Here is a 25,268-nt window from a genome sequence, read left to right on the forward strand (position 1 = left end):
CCGCGCCAGGGCGCGACGGGCGGGGGCCGGGCGAAAGGCCGGCAAAGCTACCAGCGCTTTCCCAGTGCGGCAAGCGGCCTCTGAGACCTTGGTCGCAGGGGTTCTGACAGCATCGGACTTTGGTGCGAAACTGCATCCCAGCAGCTCCTGCGGGGGAGCGAGTCGATTTGTCGGAGTTCGCATGTCGTTGTCCAGTGGGCTGATCGCCACGGTCGCCCTTCTCTACATGGCCATCCTGTTCGCCATCGCCTTCTATGGCGACCGCCGCCGCGCGCCCCTGTCGCCGCGCCTGCGCGCCTGGGTCTACAGCCTGTCGCTGGCGGTGTACTGCACCAGCTGGACCTTCTTCGGCGCCGTCGGCCAGGCCGCCGGCCAGCTCTGGTCATTCCTGCCGATCTACCTCGGCCCGGTGTTGCTGATGCTCTTCGCGCCCTGGGTGCTGCAGAAGATGATCATGATCAGCAAGCAGGAGAACATCACCTCCATCGCCGACTTCATCGCCGCGCGCTACGGCAAGTCCCAGGCCCTGGCGGTGGTGGTGGCGCTGATCTGCGTGGTCTGCGTGCTGCCCTACATCGCCCTGCAGCTCAAGGGCATCGTCCTGGGCGTGAACCTCCTGATCGGCGCCGGCGCCGACTCCGGCGGCAGCCGCGCCCAGGACACGGCGCTGATCGTCTCGCTGGTGCTGGCGCTGTTCACCATCGTCTTCGGCACCCGCAGCCTGGACGTCACCGAGCACCACCGCGGCATGGTGCTGGCCATCGCCTTCGAGTCGCTGGTCAAGCTCACCGCCTTCCTCGCCGTGGGCATCTTCGTCACCTTCGGCCTCTACGACGGCTTCGGCGACCTGTTCGACAGGGCCCGCGACGCCCCGCAACTGGCCGAGTACTGGCAGGAGACCGTGCACTGGCCGGCCATGCTGCTGCAGACCGGCGTGGCCATGACCGCCATCATGTGCCTGCCGCGGCAGTTCCACGTGCTGGTGGTGGAGAACATCGAGCCGCGCGACCTCAACCTGGCGCGCTGGGTGTTCCCCGCCTACCTGGTGCTGGCCGCGCTCTTCGTGGTGCCCATCGCCCTGGCCGGGCAGATGCAGCTGCCGGCGGGGGTCATCCCCGACTCCTTCGTGATCAGCCTGCCGCTGGCCGAGGCGCACCCGGCGCTGGCGCTGCTGGCCTTCATCGGCGGCGCCTCGGCGGCCACCGGCATGGTTATCGTGGCCAGCGTGGCGCTGTCCACCATGGTCTCCAACGACATGCTGCTGCCCTGGCTGCTGCGCCGCAAGGGCACGGACGCCGAGCAGCCGTTCGAGGTGTTCCGCCACTGGCTGCTGACCGTGCGCCGGGTGAGCATCGCGCTGATCCTCCTGCTGGCCTACGTCAGCTACCGCCTGCTGGGCTCCACCGCGAGCCTGGCGACCATCGGCCAGATCGCCTTCGCCGCCATCGCCCAGCTGGGCCCGGCGATGATCGGCGCGCTGTACTGGAAACAGGCCAACCGCCGCGGCGTGTTCGCCGGCCTGGCCGCCGGCGCCGCGCTCTGGGCCTACACCCTGGTGCTGCCGGTGATCGCCCGCAGCCTGGGCTGGCCGCTGGAGCACTTCCCCGGGCTGACCTGGCTGGCCACCCACCCCTTCGGCATCAACATCGAGCCGCTGACCCTCGGCGTGCTGCTCTCGCTGATCGGCAACTTCGCCCTGTTCGGCCTGGTCTCGGTGTTCTCCCGCACCCGCGTCTCCGAGCACTGGCAGGCCAGCCGCTTCATCGGCCAGGAAATCTCCCAGCGGCTCAGCTCGCGCTCGATGCTGGCGGTGCAGCTGGAAGACCTGCTGATGCTCGCCGCGCGCTTCGTCGGCGAGGAGCGCGCGCGGCAGAGCTTCATCCGCTTCGCCTACCGCCAGGGCAAGGGCTTCGTGCCCAGCCAGAACGCCAACGACGAGTGGATCGCCCACACCGAGCGCCTGCTCGCCGGCGTGCTCGGCGCCTCCTCGGCGCGCGCGGTGGTGAAGGCCGCCATCGAGGGCCGCGAGATGCAGGTGGAGGACGTGGTGAAGATCGCCGACGAAGCCTCCGAGGTGCTGCAGTTCAACCGCGCGCTGCTGCAGGGCGCCATCGAGAACATCACCCAGGGCATCAGCGTGGTCGACCAGTCGCTGCGCCTGGTGGCCTGGAACCACCGCTACATCGAGCTGTTCGACTACCCCGAGGGGCTGATCCACGTCGGCCGGCCGATCGCCGACATCATCCGCTACAACGCCGAGCGCGGCCTGTGCGGGCCCGGCGACCCCGACCTGCACGTGGCCAAGCGCCTGTACTGGATGCGCCAGGGCACCCCGCACACCTCCGAGCGGCTGTTCCCCAACGGCCGCGTCATCGAGCTGATCGGCAACCCCATGCCCGGCGGCGGCTTCGTCATGAGCTTCACCGACATCACCGCGTTCCGCGACGCCGAGCACGGCCTCAAGGAGGCCAACGAGAGCCTGGAGCAGCGCGTCGAGGAACGCACCCAGGAACTCTCCCAACTGAACCAGGCGCTGACCGAGGCCAAGGGCACCGCCGAGGCCGCCAACCAGTCGAAGACGCGCTTCCTCGCCGCGGTCAGCCACGACCTGATGCAGCCGCTGAACGCCGCGCGGCTGTTCTCCGCGGCGCTGGCGCAGAGCGAACTGCCCGGCGAGTCCAGCGACCTGGTGCGCCACCTGGACTCCTCGCTGCGTTCGGCCGAGGACCTGATCACCGACCTGCTGGACATCTCGCGCCTGGAAAGCGGCCGCGTCAGCGCCGAGCGCGCGGCCTTCCCGCTCAGCGCCCTGCTCGACCCGCTGGGCGCCGAGTTCCGCGCCCTGGCCCAGGAACAGGGCATCGACTTCCACCTGCGCGGCAGCAAGCTGCGGGTGGACAGCGACATCAAGCTGCTGCGCCGGGTGCTGCAGAACTTCCTGACCAACGCCTTCCGCTATGCCAAGGGCCGCGTGCTGCTGGGCGTGCGCCGCGAGGACGGGCACCTGCGCCTGGAAGTGTGGGACCGCGGCCCGGGCATCCCCGAGGACAAGCTCAGCGTGATCTTCGAGGAATTCAAGCGCCTGGACAGCCACCAGACCCGCGCCGAGAAGGGCCTGGGCCTGGGCCTGGCGATCGCCGACCGGCTGTGCAAGGTGCTCGGCCACCGCCTGCAGGTGCGCTCCTGGCCGGGCAAGGGCAGCGTGTTCAGCGTCAGCGTGCCGCTGGCGCGGCAGCCGGCGCCGGCCGAGCTCAACGGCCACAAGGCCGAGGTACCCACCGAGCTGAACGGCGCCCAGGTGCTGTGCGTGGACAACGAGGACAGCATCCTGGTGGGCATGAACAGCCTGCTCAGCCGCTGGGGCTGCCGCGTGCTCACCGCGCGCAGCAAGGCCGAGTGCGAGCGACTGCTGGACAGCGACGCGCGCCCGGAACTGGCGCTGATCGACTACCACCTGGACAACGGCGAGACCGGCGCCGAGCTGATGGCCTGGCTGCGCACCCGCCTGGGCGAGCCGGTGCCCGGCGTGGTGATCAGCGCCGACGCCCGCCCCGAACTGGTGGCGCAGATCCACGCAGCCGGCCTGGAATTCCTCGCCAAGCCGGTGAAACCGGCGGCGCTGCGGGCGCTGCTGAGCCGGCACCTGAGCCTGCGCTGAGGCGACGTCGTAGGGCGCATAACGCCTACGGCGTTATCCGCCGCCTGGCCTTGCTTGCCGGCGGCCCCGGGGTTGGCCTTGGCGTTGGCTGTGGCCCCGGTGTATCGGCGGATAACCGCGAACGGTTATCCGCCCTACGGTTCCGGGAGGCACGGTATTCCTCCCCCGTAGGAGCAACTGTCTTGCAAGCCGCACCAGAGTGCTTTGCGTAGGATGGGTTGAGCTTGCGAAACCCATGCGGTTGCGCTGATGGGTATCGCTTCGCTCAACACCATCCTACGGGTCTTGTGCCTGTCGGAGGGGTAGGACCTTGTCCGCGATAGCCGGAACCACCGGCGCGATTCGCGGATAAGATCCGCTACGCCACCCCAGCCGCGCCATTCCCTTGTAACGAATGGCATCCCCGCCTTGACCTGGAACACCCCCTCCACGCCGGCAGCTTCTAGACTCCCAGCATCCCCGCACGGAGCCGCCCCGCGATGCTGGACCACATGGAACTCGTCCTCGACCTCACCACCGCCCTGGCCATCGGCCTGCTGGTCGGCACCGAGCGCGGCTGGCGCGAGCGCGACTTCGAGGACATCCGCCAGGTCGCCGGCATCCGCACCTTCACCCTGGCCGGCCTGCTGGGCGGCTTGAGCGCCCTGCTGGCCGGGCACTTCGGCGTCTGGGCCTGGGCGGTGATGGCGCTGCTGGTGGGCCTGCTGGCGGTGGCCGGCTATCTGGCCGACGTGGGCCGCAGCGGCGACCAGGGCATGACCAGCGAGGTCGCCCTGCTCGCCACCTTCCTGCTGGGCAGCCTGGCGGTGGCCGACAGCCGCCTGCTGGCCGCCGGCGGCGGCGTGGTGGTGGCGCTGCTGCTGAGCCTGAAGGAATCCCTGCATGCCGCGCTGAAGCACCTGGACGCCCGCGAACTCTCGGCGGCCTTCAAGCTGCTGTTCATCTCGGTGGTGATGCTGCCGGTGCTGCCCAACCAGGGCTACGGTCCCTGGCAGGTGTTCAACCCCTACGCCAGCTGGTGGATGGTGGTGCTGATCGCCGGCCTGGGCTTCGCCGCCTACGTCGCCGTGCGCCTCACCGGCACCCGCCACGGCCTGCTGATCACCGCGCTGCTCGGCGGCCTGGTGTCGTCCACGGCGATGACCCTCACCCTCGCCGGCATGCATGGGCAACGCCGCCTGCAACCGCTGCTGGCCGCCGGCCTGCTGGCCACCTCGGCGCTGATGTTCCCGCGGGTGGCCCTGGAGGTCGGCCTGGTCAACGTCGAGCTGCTGCCGGACCTGCTGCCGCCGCTGATCGTCGCCACCCTGGTCTATGCCGGCGGCGCGCTGCTGTATTGGCAGCGCGCCAGCCGGGACGAGACGCCCGCCACCAGCGAACCGCCGCTGAAGAACCCCTTCGAACTGGGCCCGGCCCTGCGCTTCGCCGCCCTGCTGGCGCTGATCCTGTTCCTGGTCGAGGCCGGGCACCGCTACCTGGGCGACGTCGGCGTGTACCTGGTGGCGCTGCTCTCGGGCCTGGCCGACGTCGACGCCATCACCCTATCCCTGGCCAGCAACGCCCTGGGCGGGCTGGACGCCGAAGTGGCCGGGCACGGCATCGTCCTCGCCGTGGTCAGCAACAGCCTGGTCAAGGCCGCCCTGATCGCCCTGGTCGGCGGCGCCCGGCTGGCCCTGCGCTGCGTACCGGTGATGGTCGCCGGCCTCGCCGCGGGGGCGCTGACGCTGCTCTTCGTGTAGATCAGACGAGCCAATGCAACGCCCGTAGGATGGGTGGAGCGAAGCGATACCCATCGCCATGACCGCATGGGTTTCGCAAGCTCAACCCATCCTACGAAAAGCACCTTGCAGAAGCGGCGTCAGCGCGGCTGCTCGAACTGGCGGAGGATCTCCCCCACCCGCTCGCCGAGCATTTCGTTGGCCGACCGCTTCAGGCCCCGCGCCAGCTCCACCAGCACCACCTGCTCGGCCAGCGGACGCAGGCGCATGAACACCTCGGCCAGTTGCTTCAGGTCGGCCGCGCCGGGCAGCAGCTCGGTGCCGCGCTTGTCCACCAGGTGGGTGACCACCAGGCGCACGATGCCGGCGGCCAGGTGCTCGGTGTCGCCGCGTAGCACCGCCAGGTGCTCCAGCAGCGCGGCCAGGGGAATGCCCGAGCGGTACAGCTCGACGCCGGCGTTGAACAGCCGCGGGCTGGGAATGCTGATGCGCTCGCCGTCGAATTGCAGCAGGCCCTGCTGCAGGGCGCGGTCGATGACCTCGTCGTCGAGTTCGTCGCCGAAGATCGCCTGCAGTTCGTCGAAGCCGATCTGCCCCGGCGTCTCCAGGTTCCAGGCGCCGAGGATGGCCTGGTCCAGGCCCAGCACGTGGTCGAGGTCGTGGCCGCGCTCCCAGCTTTCCAGCAGCTCCTTGATGTTCGACAGGCCGTAGCCGCGCTCCAGCAGGCCGCCGATCAGGCGCAGGCGGCGCAGGTGGCTGGCGAAGTACACGCCACTGCGGCCGCGCCGCTCCGGCGACGGCAGCAGGCCGCGGTCCTGGTAGGCGCGGATGTTGCGCACCGTGCTGCCGGCCTCGCGGGCCAGCTCGTCGACGCTGAATTCGCGCTCGTCCTCCATCTCCGCCGGGCTTTGCTCGGGGCGCTGGAGCAGGCGCTGCAGAAGGCTCAGGGGCGTGCTCATGGCGGCGATCATAGCCAGCGCCCGGCGCCGGCCACAACCGCAAGGCATCGATACCCAAGCGCTTGCGAAGCCCATCACAACGCCCAACCAAAGGCGGGACTTCATCGCCCCGCGTACCCTGCCCTTTCTGCCAAACCCGCATGACAACTGGGCTGCGCGCCGCTGCCCGCATTGGTAACAGCGCCGCCGGGCATGGCGCGGGCGGGGCGAATGGGTCAGCATCCACTGTGACATCGACCAATGTCATGGTCGCTCCGTACAACAACAATGGCCTGGAGAACGTCATGCCCCGAGGCACCCCGTCCGTCCATCCGCTCCCGCCACTGCCACGGGAGGCCGCATGAACGCCATGCTCGAGAACCCCGGCCTGCCGCCGGCCGAACGCCTCGACGTGCAATCCGGCGCGGTGCGCCTGGCGGTGTACCGCTGGGGCGATGCGAACAAGCCGATGCTGCTGTTCGTCCACGGCTACCCGGACAACCACGAGGTCTGGCTGCCGCTGATCGCCCGCCTGCTCGGCCGCTACCAGGTGGTGGCCTACGACGTGCGCGGCGCCGGCGCCTCGGACAAACCACGGCGCACCCGCGACTACCGCCTGGAGCTGCTCAGCCAGGACCTGAAAGCCGTGCTCGACGCCGTCAGCCCCGAACGCGCGGTGCACCTGGTGGCCCACGACTGGGGCTCGATCCAGACCTGGGAGAGCGTCACCGACCCGGCGCTGCGCCAGCGCATCGCCTCCTACACCAGCATTTCCGGGCCCTGCCTGGACCACGTCGGCCACTGGATGCGCGACCGATTGCGGCGCAGGCGCCCGGCCGCGCTGCTGCAGATGCTCAGCCAGCTGCTGCACTCCTGGTACATCTACTACTTCCACCTGCCGCTGCTCCCGGCGCTGTCCTGGCGCTTGGGCGCCGCGCGCCTGTGGCCGCAGTACCTGCGCAAGGTCGAGGGCATCCGCAACCCCGGGCGCAACCCGCACCAGGCCAGCGACGGCGAGCACGGCGTGAAGCTGTACCGGGCCAACTTCATCGGTTCGATCTTCAAGCCGCGCAAGCGCCATACCGAGGTGCCGGTGCAACTGGTGGTGCCGACCCGCGACCGCTACGTCGGCCAGCAGCTGTTCCAGCAGCTTTCGCTATGGGCGCCGCGACTGTGGCGCCGCGAGGTGGCCGCCGGGCACTGGCAACTGCTCGCCAAGCCGGAGCAGCTGGCCGGCTGGATCGACGAATTCGCCCGCCACATCGACGGCGGCGAGGCCAGCCAACCGCTGCAACGCGCCCAGCAGAAACCCGGCGCCGGGCCCTTCGCCGGCAAGCTGGTGGTGGTCACCGGCGCCGGCGGCGGCATCGGCCGTTCCACGCTGCTGCGCTTCGCCGAACAGGGTGCCAGCGTGCTCGCCGCGGACATCGACCCGGCCGCCGCCGAAGCCAGCGCCGCCCAGGCCCGCAGCCTTGGCGCCACGGCCTTCAGCTATTGCGTGGACGTCGGCGACAGCATCGCCATGGAACGCTTCGCCACCTGGGTGAAGGGCAGCCTGGGCGTGCCCGACGTGGTAGTCAGCAACGCCGGCATCGGCCTGGCCGGAGCCATGCTCGACACCAGCGCCCAGGACTGGGAGCGCCTGCTGCGCGTCAACCTGTGGAGCGTCATCGACGGCTGCCGCCTGTTCGGCCGGCAGATGGTCGAGGCCGGCAAGCCCGGGCACCTGGTCAACGTCGCCTCCGGCGTGGCCTTCGCGCCCTCGCGCAACTACCCGGCCTACGCCACCAGCAAGGCGGCGGTGCTGATGCTCAGCGAATGCCTGCGCGCCGAACTGGCCGGGCACGGCATCGGCGTCAGCGCGGCCTGCCCCGGCTTCGTCGACACCGGCATCGTCCAGGCCACCCGCTTCGCCGGCCTCAGCGAGGAGCAGCAGGCCCGCCGCCGCGCCAAGGTGCAGCGCTTCTACCGCCGGCGCCGGCTGAGCCCGGACAGGGTGGGCGAGAAGATCGTCCAGGCCGTGCAGCGCAACCAGCCGGTGGTCGCCGCCGGCGCCGAGGTGCACCTGGCGCGCTGGCAGTGGCGCCTGCTGCCCGGCCTGTCGCGCCTGTTCGCCCGTTTCGACCTGACTTCCCGAGGCCAACCATGACCGACCATCATCACCGCCTGGTGCAGCGCAAGGTGCAGTTCGACTACAGCGCCTCGCCACTGCACTGGATCCCCGGGCAGGCCGAGGCCTCCCACGTCATCAATGTCATCCACATGATGCTGCCGGCCGGCGAGCTGTGGTTCTGCCGCCTGTACAACAAGGCCCTGCCCTTCGTGAAGGACGCGCGCATGCGCGACGACGTGCAGGGCTTCATCCGCCAGGAAGCGATGCACGCCCGCGCCCACTCCGGCGCCGTGGAGCGCTACCTGACGGTGCACGGCATCGACTCCAGCCGCTACCTGAAGGCCATGGACTACCTGTTCGAGCAGTTGCTCAGCGACACCCCGCTGGGGCTGCAGTTGTTCAACAGAACGCCCTGGCTGCGCCGCTGGTGGATCGGCCAGCGCTGCGCCATAGTCGCAGCGGTCGAGCACTTCACCTGTGTGCTGGGCAAATGGGTGCTGGAAGCCGAGGCGCTGGACCGCGCCGGCTCCGATCCGGTGCTGCTGGACCTGTTCCGCTGGCACGGCGCCGAGGAAGTGGAGCACCGCAACGTCGCCCACGACCTGCACGTGCACCTGGGCGGCAGCTTCGTCAGCCGCCAGTTGTGGATGTTCGTGGTCTGGCCGCTGATCATCTGGCTGTTCGCCTTCGGCACCCGCACCCTAGCCCGCCAGGACCCGAGCCTGGGCAGGCCGCGGCCCTTCTGGCGCATCTGGCGCGACAGCGAAAAACGCGGCCTGCTGCCGCGGCGAGCCTCGCTGGCCGGAAGCTTCCTGCGCTACTTCAAGCCCTGGTACCACCCGGACCACGAGGCCAACACCCAGGAGGCCCTGGACTACCTGGCGCGCTCGCCGGCGGCGAGTCGGGCGGCGCGGGGTTGAGGGGAATTTCGGGTAAGAGCAAGAGCATCCTCTCCCTAACCCTCTCCCTGAAGGGAGAGGGGACCGTTCGGAGTGCTCAGGTATTTCGGCGTTGGCCGGCTAGCACAGAGGCTACCGGCTGAAACCAAGTCTTCTCTCGGCACGGACAAGCCCCCTCTCCCTTCAGGGAGAGGGCTGGGGAGAGGGAACGGGGTCCACCTCAAGCACAACAGCCGCCGGGAAACACGGTTCGCGAGCAAGCTCGCTCCTACGAAAAGCGCAGCATCGTACGGCGGATAACCGCGAACGGTTATGTGCCCTACAGCGCGGTAGGACTATTTGTCCTCTTCCAGAACCTGCGGCTCATCACCCAACGCCCGCTCCAACCAGTCGCCCGGCAGGCTCTTGCTGGCCCGCGCCCCGAGCAGCTTGACCTGTTCCGCACGGCTGATCAGGTTGCCGCGCCCCTCGCAGAGCTTGTTGCGCGCCGCCGCGTAGGCCTTGTCCAACTGCTGCAGGCGCGAGCCCATCTCGTCCAGGTCCTGGACGAAGAGCACGAACTTGTCGTACAGCGCGCCGGCGCGCTCGGCGATTTCGCGGGCGTTCTGCGTCTGCCGCTCCTGGCGCCAGAGGCTGTCGATCACCCGCAGGGTGGCCAGCAGGGTGGTCGGGCTGACGATCACGATATTGCGCTCGAAGGCCTCCTGGAACAGGTTCGGCTCGGCCTGCAGGGCCACCGAGAAGGCCGCCTCCACCGGCATGAACAGCAGCACGAAGTCCAGGCTGTGCAGGCCTTCCAGGCGCCGGTAGTCCTTGCCGGAAAGACCCTTCACGTGGCTGCGCAGGGACAGCACGTGCTGTTTCAGCGCCTGCTGGCGGATCACCTCGTCGTCACTGGCGACGAACTGCTGGTAAGCGGTGAGGCTGACCTTCGCGTCCACCACCACCTGCTTGTCGCCGGGCAGGCGGATCAGCACATCGGGCTGGAAGCGCTCGCCGTCGGCGGCGCGCAGGCTCACCTGGGTCTCGTACTCGCGGCCCTTCTCCAGGCCGGCGTGTTCCAGCACCCGCTCCAGCACCAGCTCACCCCAGTTGCCCTGGGTCTTCTGGCCCTTGAGCGCGCGGGTCAGGTTGGTCGCCTCCTCGCCCAGGCGCAGGTTGAGCTGCTGCAGGCGCTCCAGTTCCTTGCCCAGGGAGAAGCGCTCGCGGGCTTCCTGTTGATAACTCTCTTCCACGCGCTTCTCGAAGGCCTGGATGCGCTCCTTCAGCGGGTCGAGCAACTGCCCCAGGCGCTGCTGGCTGGCCTCGGCGAAGCGTTGCTCGCGCTCCTCGAAGATCTTCCCGGCCAGCTCGGCGAACTGCGCGCGCAGCTCGTCCCGCGCCGCCTGCAGGTCGCCCAGGCGCTGCTGGTGGCCTTCCTGCTGCTCGCGCAGTTCGGCGGCCAGCGCGGCGCGTTCGGCGGACAGCCGGCGCAGTTCCTCCTCGCGGCTCTCGCGCTCGGCCTGCCAGCTACGCTCGGCCTGCTGCTGGCGCTCGCGCTCGGCGCGGCCCAGGTCCACCTCGCGGCGCAGAGCCGCGGCCTCGCCGGCCAGCTCGCCGTGTCGGCCGCTCAGGCGCTGGAAGGCTTCACGCTCGGCCTCCAGTTGCGCGCCCAGGCCATCCTGGGCCAGTTGCGCGGTGGTCAGGCGTTCGCGCAACAGCGCCAGTTCGCTCTCCTGCCGCGCCGCGCGCTCGCGCAGGTGCCAGGCCAACCAGCCCAGCGGCAGCGTGGCGGCCAGCAGTCCGATCAGCAGGTTGGGCAAGTCGACGGGCATGGGCGCTCCAGGGCGGGTGGTCGCAGGAAAATTCGCGCCATGGTAGCAGCCGCGAATAGGAATTCAGTGCGGCTTTTGCCGTCAGGGCTCTTGACAATGCGGAAGGAAAGCAAGCGCTTGGGACAATCCACAGAAGCTGTGGATAACTGCGTGGATAAGGTGATGAAAACGTCTTATACGCCTTGCCCGCTGGGGCTGCCGCTTAGATTGGTGCTTTTTTCACCAATAAATAAAGCCATTAAAAATCAATAATTTACAAACGCTCAACGAAAAATCAAGCGCTTACGGAGGAATGTTTCCAGCGCTTGACAACAGCCACCAACATTGTGCACAAGTCCGCGCCGGACAGGGGCGGACCGCCTCATTTCAGGGCAATCCGAAGGGATTTTCAGGCAAGCTTCAGCAGCGAATCAGACGCATTCGCGGGCTCTGCGCCGACGTTCCTGGCTAGGAATACTGCCCGCCCCGGCAACAGGCGCGGCCTGGCCCAACGACTCCAGCACGCGCTCGTACATGCGTTGCGCGGTGGGCTTGTCGGGGTACTGGAAGAAGTACTGGTTGAGGTAGACGCGCCACTGTCGGCGGTCATGGGGATGGGCTTCCAGGCGAATGTCCATGGCGCACTCCATTGCTTGGCCAGCGCAATAAGCTAGCGCGTTCGCCCCACCCCGCGCGGGCAGGACGACGGACGGTCACGCCGGGTGCGGCAGGTCGCCCTCGACCAGGAATCCCGCGCGCGGGAACAGCCGCGGCGCCCCCGGCACCTGGGCATGCTTGAAGGCCACGTAGTCGGCGGTGGTCTCGCACAGCCAGGGCATGAGGTTGCGCGGGCGCTTGTCGACAAAGGCCGAAGGCACGAAGAGCGCGGCATTCAGCCCACCTTCCGGGCAGCGCGCCGAGCGGTATTCGAAGGCCTCCACCGCGGCAGCGCGCATCGCGCTGCCCAGCGCCTGGGTCAGGCGGTAGTCCTGCGGGTCCTGCAGGCGCTCGGCATAGCTGTCGAAGGGCGGCGCCTGCAGGCGTATGCCCCGTTGCACCTGGAAACGCGCCTCGAAGGAAGCGTGCTCGGAAAGGATGCGCCCGCTGGGCGGCGGGCTGGCCATGCCCTCCCAGAGCACGAAGCGGTAATAGGCCGCCTCGGCCATGGCCGTCTCCAGGCGCAACGCGGCGTAGAACAGGCTGGGTTCGTGGCGGCGGCCGAAGCGCGAGCCCCAACGCAGCGGCGGGTAGCGGAACGGCGTCTTGAGCAGGTAGTGCAGGGTTTCGGTGGACGGCGGCAGGTGCGGCTTGCTGGTCTCGATCAGCTCTTCCAGCAGGGCCTGCTCCTCCAGGGTATCCACCAGTTGCAGGGTCGCGACCTGCTCCTGGCTCTCCACCAGGCGCACCAGCTTGCCCCGCAGCGGGGCGATGGCCTGCTCGCCCCGGCATTCGCGCCACAGTTCGGCGCCGGCGTCGAGGGCCATTCAGATCTTGCCCCGGATGGCGTCGAGGTACTCGACCACCTGCACCAGGCCCTGCACCTGCTCCATCCGCTGCAGCGGCACACCGCTCAGGTGGCGGTTGGGGGTGCGCAGGAAGTGGCGCATGTCCTCCAGGTTGCCGCCGAACAGGGCGAAGAGCGCGCGGTATACCCGCACCAGCAGCAGCGCCAGCTCGCCGGTCTTGCTGCCCACCCGCAGGCCGCCGCTCTTCCAGCGGCTCACCGCGCTGCGATCGACGCCGACGATGGCGGCCAGCTCCTGCTGCGTCATGCCCAGTTGCTCACGGGCAGCCAGTACCGCCTTGGCCAGGACCAGATCGGCCGACGGAGTTTCCCGGATCAGTGCGCTCATGCCGTACCTCTTTCGTGCATTTGATGCAAACATACCATCAAATGTGAAAACCGCACAAAGCACTTCCCCTTTTCCGGCAGAGTGCCGGACGCTGTTCGGGCGGCCATGTATCAGCGCCCTGACGAAAGCGACGAATTCTTTACCGGACCTTTACCCCACATTGGCGTTTCTTGACCTGGACGCACGGTCTCATGAAGTACCCGAACCGGCTGCGCCCGGTGGCGGGATCGACCGATAGCAGCGCGCGCCGCAACCGCCGGCCGCGCCAGGAGAACACCATGAAGAAGACCGTCGCCCTGCTCTGTGCCGCCCTGATGCTCGGCAGCCCGCTGGCGAGTTTCGCCCAGCAGGGCCCCGGCCCGGACCACGGCCCGAACCGCCCGGACAATCGCCCGCAGCAGCACCAGCAATACCAACAGCAGAAAGGCTCCCAGGGCGGCCACTACCAGGGTCGCCAGGGCCACGCCGACCCGCGCTACTACCGCGACCCGCACTTCCGCCCACAGGCCGGCATGCCGGTGCCGCACCGCGAATGGCGCCGCGGCGTGGTGGTGCAGCCGGTCTACCGCAGCGACCGCTACTGGGTCACCGACTGGCGCGCCCGTCACCTCTATGCGCCGCCGCGCGACCATCGCTGGCTGTACGTCAACGGCGACTACGTGCTGGTGGCCATCGCCACCGGGGTGATCGTCAACATCCTGGCCGGCTATTGAGGCGCCTCAGGCGCTGGTGCTGAGCAAGGCACCGGCGCCACCGCCGCCATTGCGGATCGCCTCGGCCAGCGCCGCCGCCGTGGCCTGCATGGCGGCGCTGGTGCTGGCGATGCGGCTCTGCAGAGCCATGATGATCGCAGTGCGCTCGTTTTCCGAGGAATATTGCCGCTCCTGCGCGGCCGCCAGTTCCTGCTGTTCCTGCTGCAACTGCTTCTGCAGCTGCTGCAGGCGCTTCTGCAACTGCTCGACGGCGACGCTGGAGCTGCCGCCGCTTTCGGCGCCGGCGCCAGCCGCGCCCTGGCTTCCGGCCTTCGCGCCACGACTGGCCACGGCGCCGTCGTCCTGGGTGGCATCGGCCGCCGTGCCGCCATCGCCATTGGCAACTATCCGCAATTGACCGGCGAAGGCCTGGCTGGAAGGCGTCAGGGAAAGGTTCATGCCCGAGGTTCCTTTTTCCGGGTGTTCTGCCGCTCTATCGACTGCCGTAGGAAAAACTTGAAAGACCATTCGCCGATGCCAGGCAAAGGCCCTAGGATAGGCCCCTTCATGCCCAGGCAGCCGTCACCATGGACAAGCAACGCGCCCACCAGTTGATCCTCCAGCGCCTCGACGCCGACCTCGATGTCGCCGTCCGCGCCGCGCGCACCGCCCACGAGGCCGCCACCCACGAGGAAAACATCGCCGAGAACAAGTACGACACCCTCGGCCTGGAAGCGGCCTACCTGGCCGCCGGGCAATCGCGCCGGGTGGAGGAGATCCGCCAGGCGCTCGCCTCGTTCCAGGGCCTGGTGCTGCGCGACTTCGACGCCGACCTGGGCATCCAGACCAGCGCCCTGGTCGAACTGGCAGACCATGAGGACCGCCGCCGCTGGCTGTTCCTGGGTCCGGACGCCGCCGGCCTGAAGATCGAACTGGACGGCCACGAGGTCCTGGTCATCACCCCGCGCTCGCCGCTGGGCGGCGCCCTGCTCGGCCACCACCCCGGCGACGAGATCGAGGTCGGCCTGGGCTCGGCGCGCCAGGCCTACGAGATCGTCGCGACGCTCTGAGCACCCCGCCCGCAGACCGGCGAATCCCGGACTAAGCTGCATGGCCGTCAACCCGAAAAGGAGATGCCGCCATGCTGTTCAACTGGTCCGAATACGTTCCCGCGGTGAAGAAGGCCTTCGGCTCATTGGGTAAGAAACATCCGAAGATGATCGCCGCCTACCAGGCGCTGGATGCCGCCGCCGCGGATGGCGATGCGCTGGACGCCAAGACCCGCGAGCTGATCTCCCTGGCGGTGGCCATCACCACCCGCTGCGACGGCTGCATCGGCGTGCACGCCGAGGCCGCGCGCAAGGCCGGCGCCAGCGAGGCCGAAGTAGCCCAGGCGCTGGCCACGGCGATCGCCATGAACGCCGGCGCCGCCTACGTCTACTCGCTGCGCGCGCTGGAGGCCTTCGAACAGCCGCAGGGCTGAGGTTCAGGCGCGGCGCCGGGCGCCGCGCCCAGGCTTTCTCCGGCGGCAGAATTGGGTTATCCATTGCGTTTTCGCCCGACGATGAGCCGCCATGTCCTCGCCCAGCATCAGTTTCTGCAAACTCGCCCTCGGCATCGCCGCCGGCATCTGGCTGGGCTTCGTCGCCGTTGCCCTGAGCTGCGTCCTGCTCCTGCGCTTGTGGCCCGGCGCGCCCCTGCCATTGCCCGCCGGCCTGTCGCCGGCGCCGGCCAGCGCTCCGGCGCCCACCCCGGATGCCAACGCGGCGATGTTCCAGCAGTACCTGGAGAACCAGCGCAAGGCCCAGGCCGAGCAGAGCCGGCAGGTCGAGCAGAGCGAGCGGGAGCGGCGCTTCAACAGCGCGCCCTGCCAGTTCTGGCGCCAGCAGTACCAGGCCGACCCCAGCGAGAAGAACCGGCTGAAGATGGACGGCTACTGCGGCTGAGGCCCGGCGCCCACCACCTGGTTGCGGCCCTGGTGCTTGGCCCGGTACAGCGCCTTGTCCGCGTCGCTCAGCCAGGCGCTGGCATCCACCTGGTAGGGGCTGTAGGACGCCACGCCGATGCTCAGGCCGACGGACAGGTCCGTCGCCAGCTGGTAGTGCTTTTCCGCGAAGCTCTGGCGCAGGCGCTCCATGATCTCCACCGCCAGCGTCTGGGTGGTGCCGGGCAGGATCACGCAGAATTCGTCGCCGCCATAGCGTCCCGGGGTGTCGGTTTCACGCAGCGAATGGGTGAGCAGGTGGCTGAGCTCGGTGATGACCATGTCGCCCAGCACATGGCCGAAGCGATCGTTGATGCCCTTGAAGTGGTCGATGTCGATCAGCACCACGCTGGCCCGGGTGTGCTGCTGGCGGCACTTCTGGAATTCGTTCTCCAGCTGGTCCATCCAGGAACCATGGTTGAGCAGCCCGGTGAGGCTGTCGGTGCGGCTGACCGCGCGCAGCGCCTGCTTGTGCTCGGACAGGCGCCTGGCCAGGCTGTAGCTCACGCCGCCCACCGCCAGCGGGTAGACCACCAGCATCGGCAGGCAGGCATACACCTGCAGCGGCGTGGCCATGGCGGTGAAGGCGATGCCGAAGCACAGCCAGGCCAGCAGCACGCCCAGCAGCTGCGCCACGCTGCCCAGCAGGAAGAAGCGCAGGCCACCGGCGGCGATGTTGTCCATCGCCATCATCGACAGGATGGTCACGCTCGGCAGCGGGTTGAGCTGCATGGCGCCGGCCCAGAAGCCGCCGAACAGCGAATCCAGCAACAGGTTGCGCCGCTCCGCCTGGTACGGCGCCCGCGACAGGCGCGCCAATTGGTAGGCTAGGTGCGGCCAGAGAAAGCCGTTGGCCACCAGCAGAGCCCAGGCCCAACCCGGCCGCTGCAACGGCTCCAGCGCCGCCGCCACGCAGAAGAAGCCGATGCCCAACCCGACCATGCGCGGCACGTAGATGCGCCTGGCGAAAGACAACCCCTTACCGACCACAGCCCCCATACATCATCCTGATCCAGGCATCCGATAGAGCAAGCTAGCAGATCGGCAGGAAAGCGCCTACGCGGATTGGCGGCAATTTGACATTACCTCCCGCCCACGCCATCGCCCGGCTACAGCGCCAATCCCATGGCGGAACGAGTCTGTAGGCCATCCCCCGCGACCGGGTCCGATCCTTCCGCAAGCACGCCAACTCCTTACGGATATGCGTCGCCCCGATTGAGGCCCGCCCCCGCCTGGGGTATGAGAACTCCACCCCCGCCGCCATGGCACACAAGCCACAAGGATCGTCACCCATGCCCAATCCAGGAACGACAATCGCTGCCGCCCTGCTCGTCCTCGCCGCGCCCTTCCAACTGGCACTGGCTGACACTGCGAAAACCGACACCGCCTCGCCCAACCTGCTGACCGCCGCCGTCGCCTGGCGGCAGACGGCCGCCGAATACCGCGCCCTCTACTACCAGGGCTTCAACCTGGCCAAGCTGCGCCTGGACCAGGCCCTGGCCGAACGCAAGCCCGGCGCCAGGCCACCGGCGATCATCAGCGACCTCGACGACACCATCCTCAGCAGCAACAGCTATTGGGGCGCCCTGCTCAGCCAGGGCAAGGACTTCTTCGACGATGCCCTCTGGGACCGCTGGGTAGCCGCCAACGGCCCCACCCTGACGCCCGGCGCGCTGGACTTCCTCGACTACGCCAAGTCCCGGGGCGTGGAAATCTTCTACGTCTCCAGCCGCGACCAGGGCGACAGGACCGACGAATACGCCCTGAACAACCTGCGCAGCCTGAAAGTGCCTTTCGCCGACAAGGAACACGTCACCATCCTGCGCGAAAGCTCCAACAAGGAACCCGCGCAGAAAGCCATCGCCGAACGCTACGACGTGCTGCTGATGCTGGGCGACAACCTCAACGACTTCAAACGCCGCTACTACGTCGACGACGCCAGGCAACGCGCCGCCCTGCTCGACGAGGACCGCGCCCAGTTCGGCGAGCGCTTCATCCTCTTCCCCAACCCCACCGACGGCCACTGGATGAAAGCGATCTTCGGCGAGTCGGAACCGGCCGACACCCCGGCCAACCGCGCCAAGTTCCGCGCCGCGGCGACTTCGGGGGCGTGGAAGGGGCAGGATTGAGGGCTGCCTGAGAGCGAGCTCCTGAGTACGCGAGCGCGCCTCAGTGCTCACGCCTTCCGCATACCGATCGAAGCCATGCCTTTCCTACAAATCAACAGGAAGGAACCTGCATACCGCCCATGCGCTGAAGGGAACCCTCCATGAGTTGATTCATGGAGGAGGCGCAGGAATGTCATCGTTCTACAGCTATTTCAAGGAAAACATGGAAGCACTGGGCCTGCCGGCGCCCGAATCGCTTTACGGCACAGCCGCTACCGCGCTCGCCACACTCTCGACCCTGAATACCTTGCTCGAGAAGTTCGGCCGAAACGTAACGGTGACTGAGCTGGCTAGGGCCGGACTCAAGGGTGAGCGCCTGCTGACCATGGGCTCGATGCTGGCGAGCTTCTACATTGGCGCCGTCATCGGCAGCCTGGCCGTGGCATTGGGCAGGACGCTATCTGGAGGAACGCGCCTGGCCGATGCGCTTGCCCTGGCGAGCCGAAACGAGGTGTACAGTTTCGACGTGCACCTGGTACTCAGGAACAACCCCGGCCTGTACGATCGAGCCATGCCTGCGAACGTCCGCCGAGCCATGACGTGGAGAGCCTGCGTGTGAAGGACCGCATCCTGTTGATTCTTGCGAGCCTGCTGGCGGCCGGGCTTGCCTGGGCATTCTTCCATTACCTCGGACAGGACGCGTGGTCCCTCCTTTCGGGCGCACTCATCGTAGCCCTGGGTTGCCAGAACGTTCGGCTGCAGCGGAAGCTCAAGGCGTTAAGATCCGATATGGATTCGCAGTCACACAACATCTAAATCGCTTTGTCGTGCTCGCAGCTATGCCATGGGGCGATAGGATTTCGCAGGTAATGGGATTCAGGGGAGAAGCCGCCCTAATTCACAGGACCAGAAAAGACAAAACCCCTGAAACGCTAGGCATTTCAGGGGCTTTGGCTATCTGTAATGGCGGAGAGATAGGGATTTGAACCCTAGGAGCCATTGCTGACTCAACGGATTTCGAATCCGTCCCGTTCGACCACTCCGGCATCTCTCCGTGCGGCGCGCATCATATCAGCTTGATCGGCGAACGCGAAGCCTTCTTTTGAGAAATTTTCGCGTGCTATCAGATGCTTGCGCGCCTGGAACAGGTCAGAGCGGTACGCCCAGGCGCTGCGCCACTTCCTCGTAGGCCTCGATCACGCCGCCCAGGCCCTGGCGGAAGCGGTCCTTGTCCATCTTCTTGCGGGTTTCCTTGTCCCACAGGCGGCAGCCGTCCGGGCTGAATTCGTCGCCGAGGACGATCTGGCCGTGGAACACGCCGAATTCCAGCTTGAAGTCCACCAGCAGCAGGCCGGCGTCGTCGAACAGCTTGCTCAGCACTTCGTTGACCTTGAAGGAGTAAGCCTTCATCTGCGCCAGCTGTTCCAGGGTCGCCCAGCCGAAGGCCTGGACGTGGGATTCGTTGATGAAGGGGTCGCCCAGGGCGTCGTTCTTCAGGAACAGCTCGAAGGTCGGCGGGTTGAGCTGCAGGCCCTCTTCCACGCCCAGGCGGCGCACCAGGCTGCCGGCGGCGTAGTTGCGCACCACGCACTCGACCGGGATCATCGCCAGCTTCTTCACCAGCACTTCGTTGTCGGCCAGCAGCTTGTCGAACTGGGTCGGGATGCCCGCCGCTTCCAGCTTCTGCATGATGAAGGCGTTGAACTTGTTGTTCACCATGCCCTTGCGGTCCAGCTGTTCGATGCGCTTGCCGTCGAACGCCGAGGTGTCGTTGCGGAACAGCAGGACGAGGCGGTCGGGGTCGTCGGTGGTGTAAACCGATTTGGCCTTGCCGCGATAGAGTTCTTCGCGTTTTTCCATGATGGGCTCCGCTTGCTAGGTTGGTAGGGGGTCAGGCGATTTCGCGCCAGTCCAGCCCCGAATGCTGATCGGCTACCTGCAGCCAGTCCGGGTCGCACCCGAGGGTGTCGACGAAACATTGCCGGGCCAGCTGCGGCGTGTTGTTCTTTTCGCTGAGGTGGGCCAGCACCAGGTGCTGCAGCCCTTCCCAGCCCAGTTCCGCGACGAATTGCGCGGACTGGCGGTTGTTCAGGTGTCCCCACTGGCCGCCCACGCGGACCTTCAGCGGGTAGGGATAGGGGCCGCGCGCCAGCATGTCGCTGTCGTGGTTGGCCTCCACTACCAGGGCATCCAGGCCACGATAGCATTCCAGCACCTCGGCGGTGACGCTGCCCAGGTCGGTGAGCTGGCCGAAACGCCGCCGGCCATCGGAAATCACGTATTGCAGGGGCTCGCGGGCATCGTGGGCCACGCCCACCGCGGTCACTTCCAGGCCCTTCAGCTCCAGGCGCTCGCCGGCCTTGAGCAGGCCCGCCGGCTGCAGCGGCTTGCGCAGCCCGCGCAGGGTGCCGTCGCTGAGGTACACGGGAATGCCGTAGTGCCGGGCCAGCAGCTCGACGCCGTGGACATGATCGGAATGCTCGTGGGTCACCAGGATGGCGTCCAGCTCGCCGGGGTGCATACCCAGGCGAGCCAGACGCTTGATGGTTTCACGCAGCGCAAAGCCGCAATCGATCAGTACCCGGGTGTCAGAACTGCTCACCAAGGCCGAATTGCCCCGGCTTCCGCTCCCCAGTACCGCGAAACGCATTGCGCATGCTCTCTTGAAGTTTTTCCAGGACGCTCTGCGCGACGTCGGTCGGCGCGGAAGTGTTGATGTCCTTGTCGAGGGTGACCTGCACCGTGTTGCTCACGGTGGTCAGGCGCACCTGGTAGCGCTGCGCCTTGGCGTCTTCCTCGGCCTTGGCCTTCTCTTCGCTGGCGCCGAACAGGCGGCTGAAGAAGCCGGGCTTCTTCGCTTCCTCGAGCTTCTTCGCGCCCTCGGCGACGTTCACGTAGTAAACGCCCAGGCTGCGGTTGAGGTCGTCGACGCGGATGTCGGCGCGCTCCAGGGCGCGGCCGACACTGACCCAGGCGCGGTCGAAGTCGGAGTCGAGGGTCAGCATCGGGTTGCCGTTGCCGTCTTTCTCCAGGGTCACGCTGCCGGGGGTGTCGTAGGTGGAGTGCGCGGCCAGCAGGGACACCGAACCGCCCTTCTCGGCGCTGGTGGACATGTTGGCGAGCATTTCGTCGAGCAGCGCGGCGTCCAGCGCCGGGACCACCGGCTTGCCCGGCCAGTCGGCGCTGGCGCTGCTGCCGGCCGGACGGGTTTCGCTGAGGACGTAGACTTCGCTGGTGTTGGTCTGCACGCCCGGCTCGATGCGCACGCGCACGCGCGCCTCGCTGCTGGGGTCGACGCCGGCGACGCGGCTGCCCAGGCGGCGGGCCAGGGGCGCGGAGAGCTGCGTCAGCGGCTGCCAGTTGGTGGAGAACTCACCGGTCTGCGGACGCTCGTCGGCGAAGGAGAAGCCGTTGTCCTGGAAGAACTGGTGGGCCACCGGCCAGACTTCCGCCGGCGGGCGCTGGGCGATCAGCCAGCGCGAATCGCCGCTCTTCTGCAGGCTGTAGTCGCTGGAGCTGCCGGCGTTGGCCAGGGGCAGCGGGCGCGGCACTTCGAACTCGCCGGCCTTCTCGTGGCTGTCGGCGATGTTCATGGGAATCGGCAGCAGCGGGTCGAGCTGCTTGCTCTGCAGCCCCTCGGGCACCTTCATCGGCCCGGTCTGCCGGGAATCCAAGTAGTCGGTGCCGCGGTCACGGAAGTAGCCGTCCTTGCCCCACAGCCAGCCGCAGCCAGAGGTGTTGCCGATGACCAGGGCGAGCGCGGTCAGTCCTGCCAGTCGCTTCATGCGATGCTCCTCAGGCCAGCACGCCGGTCTGGCGCATGGCCTGACGCAGCGGCTCGTGGCAACGCGGGCTGAGCCAGGTCAGGGGCAGGCGGATGCCCTCGGGGATCAGGCCCATCTCGTGCAGGGCCCATTTCACCGGAATGGGGTTGGATTCGATGAACAGCGCCTTGTGCAGCGGCATCAGGCGGTCATTGATGGCGCGCGCGGCGGCGGCGTCACCGCGCATGGCGGCGGCGCACAGCTCGCTCATGGCGCGCGGGGCGACGTTGGCGGTCACCGAGATGTTGCCCTTGCCGCCCATCAGCATCAGCTCGACGGCGGTGGCGTCGTCGCCGGAGTAGACCAGGAAGTCCTTGCCGACGCGCTCGAGCACTTCCTTGCCGCGCTGCAGGTCGCCGGTGGCTTCCTTGATGCCGATGATGTTCGGCACCTTGGACAGGCGCTCGATGGTCTCCGGCAGCATGTCGCAGGCGGTGCGGCCGGGGACGTTGTAGAGGATCTGCGGGATGGCCACGGCTTCGGCGATGTGGCGGAAGTGCTGGTACAGGCCTTCCTGGGTCGGCTTGTTGTAGTACGGGGTGACCAGCAGGCAGGCATCGGCGCCGCCGCTCTTGGCCGCCTCGGTCAGCTCGACTGCTTCGCGGGTGGAGTTGGCGCCGGTACCGGCGATCACCGGGATGCGGCCCTTGACCTGGTCGACCACGCGGCGGATGACTTCCAGGTGCTCGGCGACGTCGAGGGTCGCCGATTCACCGGTGGTGCCGACGGCGACTATGGCGTTGGTGCCTTCCTGCAGGTGGAAGTCCACCAGCTTGGCGAGGCTGTCCCAGTCCAGTCGACCCTGAGCATCGAAGGGGGTGACCAGCGCCACCATACTGCCCGCAATCATGCAACCGCTCCTGCCGGAAAAAGAAAGCCGTAATGGTACTGGTGCCACCTGCCTTGCACAAGCTGAGCGCGGCGCCCGACGCACGCCGGACATTCCCCTGGCGGCCGCTTTTCGCTACCCTTCCCCCTTTGTCGACGCGGCCCTCTTGGCCGCCCATCCCAGGAAAGCTGCATGTCCGCCTCACACCCCCGTGAACAATTCCTGCTGATCAGTGCCCTGGGGCCCAACCCCATGGAGCTGACCAGCGTGCTCTGCCGCACCTGCGTGGACAACCGCTGCTCGGTCGTCAGCAGCCGCCTGACCCGCCACGGCGAGTTCAGCGCGCTGGTGCTCCAGGTGTCCGGCAGCTGGGACGCCCTGGCCCGCCTCGAGGGCGGCCTGCCGGCGCTGGCCAAGCGCCATGCCTTCACCCTCAGCCTGACCCGCAGCAACGCCCATGTCACCCGAGCCCAGGCCCTGCCTTACGTGGCGTACGTCAGCGCGGTGTACCGCCCGGACATCCTCAACGAGCTGTGCCAGTTCTTCATCGACCACAACATCGAGCTGGAGAACCTGACCTGCGACACCTACCAGGCGCCGCACACCAACACCAGCATGCTCAACGCCACCATCACCGTGACGCTGCCGGCCGGCACCCAGATCAGTTGGCTGCGCGACCAGTTCCTCGACTTCGCCGACGCCCTGAACCTGGACGCGCTGATCGAACCCTGGCGCCCGCAGCACCCGTAAGTCGCCAGTATTTCCAAGGCCGATATTTCCAAGGAGAGCTCCATGGCCGTCGAACTCGACAAACCCGTCGCCGATTTCCAGGCCCCGGCCACCAGCGGCCAGCAGGTGCAACTCTCGGCCCTGAAAGGCCAGCAGGTGGTGCTGTACTTCTACCCCAAGGACAGCACCCCGGGCTGCACCACCGAAGGCCAGGGCTTCCGCGACAAGATCGAGGCCTTCGCCAAGGCCAACACCGTGATCTTCGGCGTCTCCCGCGACGGCCTGAAGTCCCATGAGAACTTCAAGGCCAAGCAGTGCTTCCCCTTCGAGCTGATCAGCGACAAGGACGAGGCGCTGTGCCAGCTGTTCGACGTGATCAAGCTGAAGAAGCTCTACGGCAAGGAATACATGGGCGTGGACCGCAGCACCTTCCTGATCGACGCCAAGGGCGTGCTGCGTCGTGAGTGGCGCGGGGTCAAGGTGCCTGGCCATGTCGACGAGGTTCTTGCCGCTGCGCAGGAACTGGCCAAGGCCTGAGCCCGCTGCCAGGAAATCCCTCTCACCCCAGGAGAGGGAGCTGTTCGTGCCACCGGGACGGCCGGCACGGCCGGAGAATCCAATCGCGGACAGAGTCCGCTCCTACGCCCGCGCTTCCCTGTAACCGTAGGAGCGGACTCCGTCCGCGATGTGGGAGGGAGCGGCCTGGGCTCCCCCGCTCAGCCAAACGCTCACATCATCGGACTGACCTGAGGCTGCGCCTCCGGCTGCCGCGGCCAGGCATCGAGCACCGCCTTGACCAGGGTAGCCAGGGGAATGGCGAAGAACACCCCCCAGAATCCCCACAGCCCGCCGAACAGCAGCACCGCGCAAATGATCGCTACCGGATGCAGGTTCACCGCCTCGGAGAACAGCAGCGGCACCAGCACGTTGCCATCCAGCGCCTGGATGATCGCGTGGGCGGCCATCAGGTAGATGAACTGGTCGCTCCAGCCCCACTGGAACAGCGCGATCAGCGCTACCGGCACGGTCACCACCACCGCGCCTATGTAGGGCACCACCACCGACAGGCCGACCAGCAGGGCCAGCAGCGCCGCGTAGTTCAGGCCCAGGGCGACGAAGGCCACGTAGGTGACGCCGCCGGTGATGATGATCTCGATCACCTTGCCGCGGATGTAGTTGGCGATCTGCTTGTCCATCTCCGCCCACACCTGCTTCATCAGCCCGCGCTCGCGCGGCAGGTAGCTGCGGAACCAGTTGTAGAAGCGCCGGCGGTCCTTGAGGAAGAAGAACACCAGGATCGGCACCAGCACCAGGTAGATCATCACGTTGACCAGCACCGGCAGGCCCGACAGGGAGAAGGTCAGCGCCCACTGGCCGAGCTGGCCGAGTTCGTTGCGCGCGGTCTCGATCAGGCGCAGCACCTGCTCCTCGGTGACCATCGCCGGGTAGCGCTCGGGCAGCATCAGCAGCACCGACTGCCATTCGCCGAACATCCGCGGCAACTCGTTGAGCAGGGTGAACAGCTGCTTCCAGATCAGCGGCACCAGCACCAGCAGGAACAGCGCGAGCATGCCCAGGAACAGCGCGTAGACCAGCCACAGGGCGAACAGGCGCGGCACCCGCAGGCGCTCCAGGTGGCCCTGCAGGCCCTTGATCAGGAAGGCGATGACCATGGCCGCGAGCACCGGCGCGAGCATGCTGCCGAAGGCCAGGATGACGGTGAAGCCAAGGGCCAGGATGACCGCCAGCACCACTGCTTCCTCGTCGGAAAAGTAGCGCTGCATCCAGCCTTGCAGAACTTTGAGCATCGGGGTTCCTGCGATCGATGAGGACGCCGTCCCGGGCGTCCGGGGGCGGGTTACTTCTTGCGCAACCAGTAGCGGTACAGGCCGTCTTCGACCTCTTCATGCAGCAACTGGTGCCCGGCCAGCTGGGCGAAGGCGCGGAAATCGCGCTGCGAGCCGGCATCGGTGGCCGTCACCTTGAGCACCTGGCCACTGGCCAGGCGGTTGAGCTCCAGCTTGGCCTTGAGCAGGGGCAAGGGGCAATTGAGACCGCTGGCGTCCAGTTCCGCGTCACAAGGAATTTCGGCGGACGAGACAGGTGGCATGGCGAAGCACTCCGAGATGG

Annotated in this window: 26 protein-coding genes and 1 tRNA gene; 13 read left to right on the plus strand and 14 right to left on the minus strand. The window is 67.6% G+C overall.

The annotated features are described in order from the left end of the window. The first annotated feature begins 181 nt into the window (after positions 1–181). Together IG194_RS05880 and IG194_RS05885 are read left to right on the plus strand one after the other, a co-directional pair. The gene (locus IG194_RS05880) at positions 182–3,658 is read left to right on the plus strand and encodes a hybrid sensor histidine kinase/response regulator (protein WP_058490853.1); all 3,477 of its coding nucleotides are present in this window, start codon (positions 182–184) and stop codon (positions 3,656–3,658) included. A gap of 479 nt (positions 3,659–4,137) precedes the next feature. After that, entirely contained in the window at positions 4,138–5,397 is a 1,260-nt protein-coding gene (locus IG194_RS05885) for an MgtC/SapB family protein (protein WP_058490855.1), read from the plus strand. Positions 5,398–5,516: 119 nt separating this feature from the next. On the opposite strand, the gene IG194_RS05890 is transcribed toward IG194_RS05885, so the two are convergent. Further along, positions 5,517–6,272 carry a MerR family transcriptional regulator gene (locus IG194_RS05890; RefSeq protein ID WP_141679741.1) on the minus strand — a complete coding sequence of 252 codons (756 nt, stop codon included), beginning with the start codon at positions 6,270–6,272 and terminating at the stop codon, positions 5,517–5,519. Between the two features lie 403 nt (positions 6,273–6,675). Here IG194_RS05890 and IG194_RS05895 point away from each other — a divergent pair, with 403 nt between their 5' ends. Further along, on the plus strand, positions 6,676–8,463 hold the full coding sequence (locus tag IG194_RS05895) for an SDR family oxidoreductase (protein WP_058490857.1): 1,788 nt from the start codon (positions 6,676–6,678) through the stop codon (positions 8,461–8,463). Then, complete coding sequence (locus IG194_RS05900; protein WP_009620572.1) at positions 8,460–9,347, plus strand: metal-dependent hydrolase; 888 nt, start codon at positions 8,460–8,462, stop codon at positions 9,345–9,347. Before IG194_RS05895 ends, IG194_RS05900 begins: the two co-directional genes overlap by 4 nt. A 314-nt stretch (positions 9,348–9,661) precedes the next feature. Here the strand turns inward: IG194_RS05900 and rmuC are convergent, their stop codons facing one another. The 4 genes from rmuC to IG194_RS05920 all read right to left on the minus strand — a co-directional run bounded on the left by rmuC (position 9,662) and on the right by IG194_RS05920 (position 12,972). Beyond that, on the minus strand, positions 9,662–11,026 hold the full coding sequence (gene rmuC, locus IG194_RS05905; protein WP_176707153.1) for a DNA recombination protein RmuC: 1,365 nt from the start codon (positions 11,024–11,026) through the stop codon (positions 9,662–9,664). Positions 11,027–11,550: 524 nt separating this feature from the next. After that, a complete protein-coding gene (locus IG194_RS05910) occupies positions 11,551–11,757 on the minus strand; it encodes a hypothetical protein (protein ID WP_058490861.1) in 207 nt (68 codons plus the stop codon). Between the two features lie 75 nt (positions 11,758–11,832). After that, positions 11,833–12,603 carry an RES family NAD+ phosphorylase gene (locus IG194_RS05915; protein WP_058490863.1) on the minus strand — a complete coding sequence of 257 codons (771 nt, stop codon included), beginning with the start codon at positions 12,601–12,603 and terminating at the stop codon, positions 11,833–11,835. Beyond that, positions 12,604–12,972, minus strand: coding sequence for an antitoxin Xre/MbcA/ParS toxin-binding domain-containing protein (locus IG194_RS05920; protein WP_043271094.1), 369 nt, complete (start codon positions 12,970–12,972; stop codon positions 12,604–12,606). Positions 12,973–13,250: 278 nt separating this feature from the next. On the opposite strand from IG194_RS05920, the gene IG194_RS05925 reads away from it, so the two are divergent. Further along, complete coding sequence (locus tag IG194_RS05925) at positions 13,251–13,685, plus strand: RcnB family protein (protein WP_043315712.1); 435 nt, start codon at positions 13,251–13,253, stop codon at positions 13,683–13,685. Positions 13,686–13,691: 6 nt separating this feature from the next. Here the strand turns inward: IG194_RS05925 and IG194_RS05930 are convergent, their stop codons facing one another. Next, positions 13,692–14,123, minus strand: coding sequence for a hypothetical protein (locus IG194_RS05930; protein ID WP_058490864.1), 432 nt, complete (start codon positions 14,121–14,123; stop codon positions 13,692–13,694). Between the two features lie 128 nt (positions 14,124–14,251). On the opposite strand from IG194_RS05930, the gene IG194_RS05935 reads away from it, so the two are divergent. The 3 genes from IG194_RS05935 to IG194_RS05945 all read left to right on the plus strand — a co-directional run bounded on the left by IG194_RS05935 (position 14,252) and on the right by IG194_RS05945 (position 15,610). Continuing rightward, positions 14,252–14,734, plus strand: coding sequence for a GreA/GreB family elongation factor (locus tag IG194_RS05935; protein ID WP_058490866.1), 483 nt, complete (start codon positions 14,252–14,254; stop codon positions 14,732–14,734). Between the two features lie 71 nt (positions 14,735–14,805). Beyond that, positions 14,806–15,147, plus strand: a complete 342-nt coding sequence (locus tag IG194_RS05940) for a carboxymuconolactone decarboxylase family protein (RefSeq protein WP_009620588.1) — start codon at positions 14,806–14,808, stop codon at positions 15,145–15,147. Positions 15,148–15,238: 91 nt separating this feature from the next. Continuing rightward, positions 15,239–15,610, plus strand: coding sequence for a hypothetical protein (locus IG194_RS05945; protein ID WP_058490868.1), 372 nt, complete (start codon positions 15,239–15,241; stop codon positions 15,608–15,610). On the opposite strand, the gene IG194_RS05950 is transcribed toward IG194_RS05945, so the two are convergent. Continuing rightward, complete coding sequence (locus IG194_RS05950) at positions 15,598–16,647, minus strand: diguanylate cyclase (protein WP_192353643.1); 1,050 nt, start codon at positions 16,645–16,647, stop codon at positions 15,598–15,600. The genes IG194_RS05945 and IG194_RS05950 overlap by 13 nt on opposite strands. A 293-nt stretch (positions 16,648–16,940) precedes the next feature. Here IG194_RS05950 and IG194_RS05955 point away from each other — a divergent pair, with 293 nt between their 5' ends. From IG194_RS05955 to IG194_RS05965, 3 genes are all read left to right on the plus strand, one after another. Continuing rightward, the gene (locus IG194_RS05955; protein ID WP_058490871.1) at positions 16,941–17,777 is read left to right on the plus strand and encodes a 5'-nucleotidase, lipoprotein e(P4) family; all 837 of its coding nucleotides are present in this window, start codon (positions 16,941–16,943) and stop codon (positions 17,775–17,777) included. A gap of 169 nt (positions 17,778–17,946) precedes the next feature. After that, positions 17,947–18,375 (plus strand): hypothetical protein, encoded by a 429-nt coding sequence (locus tag IG194_RS05960; protein ID WP_058490873.1) that lies wholly within the window; start codon positions 17,947–17,949, stop codon positions 18,373–18,375. After that, complete coding sequence (locus IG194_RS05965; protein WP_058490875.1) at positions 18,372–18,572, plus strand: hypothetical protein; 201 nt, start codon at positions 18,372–18,374, stop codon at positions 18,570–18,572. The genes IG194_RS05960 and IG194_RS05965 overlap by 4 nt, the downstream gene beginning before the upstream one ends. A gap of 148 nt (positions 18,573–18,720) precedes the next feature. Here IG194_RS05965 and IG194_RS05970 read toward each other — a convergent pair. From IG194_RS05970 to dapA, 5 genes are all read right to left on the minus strand, one after another. Then, positions 18,721–18,810 (minus strand) — tRNA-Ser (locus tag IG194_RS05970). 95 nt (positions 18,811–18,905) lie between these two features. Then, the gene (gene purC, locus IG194_RS05975; protein ID WP_009620599.1) at positions 18,906–19,616 is read right to left on the minus strand and encodes a phosphoribosylaminoimidazolesuccinocarboxamide synthase; all 711 of its coding nucleotides are present in this window, start codon (positions 19,614–19,616) and stop codon (positions 18,906–18,908) included. Positions 19,617–19,647: 31 nt separating this feature from the next. Beyond that, entirely contained in the window at positions 19,648–20,406 is a 759-nt protein-coding gene (locus IG194_RS05980) for an MBL fold metallo-hydrolase (protein ID WP_058490877.1), read from the minus strand. Further along, positions 20,345–21,541: an outer membrane protein assembly factor BamC gene (gene bamC, locus IG194_RS05985; RefSeq protein WP_043271108.1), complete on the minus strand. Its 1,197-nt coding sequence runs from the start codon at positions 21,539–21,541 to the stop codon at positions 20,345–20,347. The genes IG194_RS05980 and bamC overlap by 62 nt, the downstream gene beginning before the upstream one ends. A gap of 10 nt (positions 21,542–21,551) precedes the next feature. Beyond that, complete coding sequence (gene dapA, locus IG194_RS05990) at positions 21,552–22,430, minus strand: 4-hydroxy-tetrahydrodipicolinate synthase (RefSeq protein ID WP_043271110.1); 879 nt, start codon at positions 22,428–22,430, stop codon at positions 21,552–21,554. Positions 22,431–22,601: 171 nt separating this feature from the next. Between dapA and IG194_RS05995 the strand changes: the two genes are divergently transcribed. Both IG194_RS05995 and IG194_RS06000 read left to right on the plus strand, forming a co-directional pair. Further along, positions 22,602–23,159 (plus strand): glycine cleavage system protein R, encoded by a 558-nt coding sequence (locus IG194_RS05995; RefSeq protein WP_043271112.1) that lies wholly within the window; start codon positions 22,602–22,604, stop codon positions 23,157–23,159. A 42-nt stretch (positions 23,160–23,201) separates the two neighbouring features. Further along, positions 23,202–23,675 (plus strand): peroxiredoxin, encoded by a 474-nt coding sequence (locus IG194_RS06000; protein ID WP_009620610.1) that lies wholly within the window; start codon positions 23,202–23,204, stop codon positions 23,673–23,675. A gap of 191 nt (positions 23,676–23,866) precedes the next feature. Here the strand turns inward: IG194_RS06000 and IG194_RS06005 are convergent, their stop codons facing one another. Both IG194_RS06005 and IG194_RS06010 read right to left on the minus strand, forming a co-directional pair. Continuing rightward, positions 23,867–24,946: an AI-2E family transporter gene (locus IG194_RS06005; RefSeq protein ID WP_009620612.1), complete on the minus strand. Its 1,080-nt coding sequence runs from the start codon at positions 24,944–24,946 to the stop codon at positions 23,867–23,869. 50 nt (positions 24,947–24,996) lie between these two features. Next, a complete protein-coding gene (locus tag IG194_RS06010) occupies positions 24,997–25,248 on the minus strand; it encodes a sulfurtransferase TusA family protein (RefSeq protein WP_009620615.1) in 252 nt (83 codons plus the stop codon). Between the last annotated feature and the right edge of the window lie 20 nt (positions 25,249–25,268).

The sequence above is a fragment of the Pseudomonas sp. ADPe genome (assembly GCF_014843515.1).
Classification (GTDB): domain Bacteria; phylum Pseudomonadota; class Gammaproteobacteria; order Pseudomonadales; family Pseudomonadaceae; genus Pseudomonas; species Pseudomonas citronellolis.

Excerpts from the sequence above, each read along its gene's own strand:
- IG194_RS05935 (WP_058490866.1), top strand. The coding sequence starts at position 14,252 with ATGGACAAGCAACGCGCCCACCAGTTGATCCTCCAGCGCCTCGACGCC.
- IG194_RS05900 (WP_009620572.1), top strand. The coding sequence starts at position 8,460 with ATGACCGACCATCATCACCGCCTGGTGCAGCGCAAGGTGCAGTTCGAC.
- IG194_RS05920 (WP_043271094.1), bottom strand. The coding sequence starts at position 12,972 with ATGAGCGCACTGATCCGGGAAACTCCGTCGGCCGATCTGGTCCTGGCC.
- dapA (WP_043271110.1), bottom strand. The coding sequence starts at position 22,430 with ATGATTGCGGGCAGTATGGTGGCGCTGGTCACCCCCTTCGATGCTCAG.
- IG194_RS05930 (WP_058490864.1), bottom strand. The coding sequence starts at position 14,123 with ATGAACCTTTCCCTGACGCCTTCCAGCCAGGCCTTCGCCGGTCAATTG.
- bamC (WP_043271108.1), bottom strand. The coding sequence starts at position 21,541 with ATGAAGCGACTGGCAGGACTGACCGCGCTCGCCCTGGTCATCGGCAAC.
- purC (WP_009620599.1), bottom strand. The coding sequence starts at position 19,616 with ATGGAAAAACGCGAAGAACTCTATCGCGGCAAGGCCAAATCGGTTTAC.
- IG194_RS05915 (WP_058490863.1), bottom strand. The coding sequence starts at position 12,603 with ATGGCCCTCGACGCCGGCGCCGAACTGTGGCGCGAATGCCGGGGCGAG.
- IG194_RS05885 (WP_058490855.1), top strand. The coding sequence starts at position 4,138 with ATGCTGGACCACATGGAACTCGTCCTCGACCTCACCACCGCCCTGGCC.
- IG194_RS05880 (WP_058490853.1), top strand. The coding sequence starts at position 182 with ATGTCGTTGTCCAGTGGGCTGATCGCCACGGTCGCCCTTCTCTACATG.
- IG194_RS06005 (WP_009620612.1), bottom strand. The coding sequence starts at position 24,946 with ATGCTCAAAGTTCTGCAAGGCTGGATGCAGCGCTACTTTTCCGACGAG.
- IG194_RS06000 (WP_009620610.1), top strand. The coding sequence starts at position 23,202 with ATGGCCGTCGAACTCGACAAACCCGTCGCCGATTTCCAGGCCCCGGCC.
- IG194_RS05895 (WP_058490857.1), top strand. The coding sequence starts at position 6,676 with ATGAACGCCATGCTCGAGAACCCCGGCCTGCCGCCGGCCGAACGCCTC.
- IG194_RS05925 (WP_043315712.1), top strand. The coding sequence starts at position 13,251 with ATGAAGAAGACCGTCGCCCTGCTCTGTGCCGCCCTGATGCTCGGCAGC.
- IG194_RS05940 (WP_009620588.1), top strand. The coding sequence starts at position 14,806 with ATGCTGTTCAACTGGTCCGAATACGTTCCCGCGGTGAAGAAGGCCTTC.
- IG194_RS05995 (WP_043271112.1), top strand. The coding sequence starts at position 22,602 with ATGTCCGCCTCACACCCCCGTGAACAATTCCTGCTGATCAGTGCCCTG.
- IG194_RS05910 (WP_058490861.1), bottom strand. The coding sequence starts at position 11,757 with ATGGACATTCGCCTGGAAGCCCATCCCCATGACCGCCGACAGTGGCGC.
- IG194_RS05955 (WP_058490871.1), top strand. The coding sequence starts at position 16,941 with ATGCCCAATCCAGGAACGACAATCGCTGCCGCCCTGCTCGTCCTCGCC.
- IG194_RS05890 (WP_141679741.1), bottom strand. The coding sequence starts at position 6,272 with ATGGAGGACGAGCGCGAATTCAGCGTCGACGAGCTGGCCCGCGAGGCC.
- IG194_RS05980 (WP_058490877.1), bottom strand. The coding sequence starts at position 20,406 with ATGCGTTTCGCGGTACTGGGGAGCGGAAGCCGGGGCAATTCGGCCTTG.
- IG194_RS05950 (WP_192353643.1), bottom strand. The coding sequence starts at position 16,647 with ATGGGGGCTGTGGTCGGTAAGGGGTTGTCTTTCGCCAGGCGCATCTAC.
- IG194_RS05960 (WP_058490873.1), top strand. The coding sequence starts at position 17,947 with ATGTCATCGTTCTACAGCTATTTCAAGGAAAACATGGAAGCACTGGGC.
- IG194_RS06010 (WP_009620615.1), bottom strand. The coding sequence starts at position 25,248 with ATGCCACCTGTCTCGTCCGCCGAAATTCCTTGTGACGCGGAACTGGAC.
- IG194_RS05945 (WP_058490868.1), top strand. The coding sequence starts at position 15,239 with ATGTCCTCGCCCAGCATCAGTTTCTGCAAACTCGCCCTCGGCATCGCC.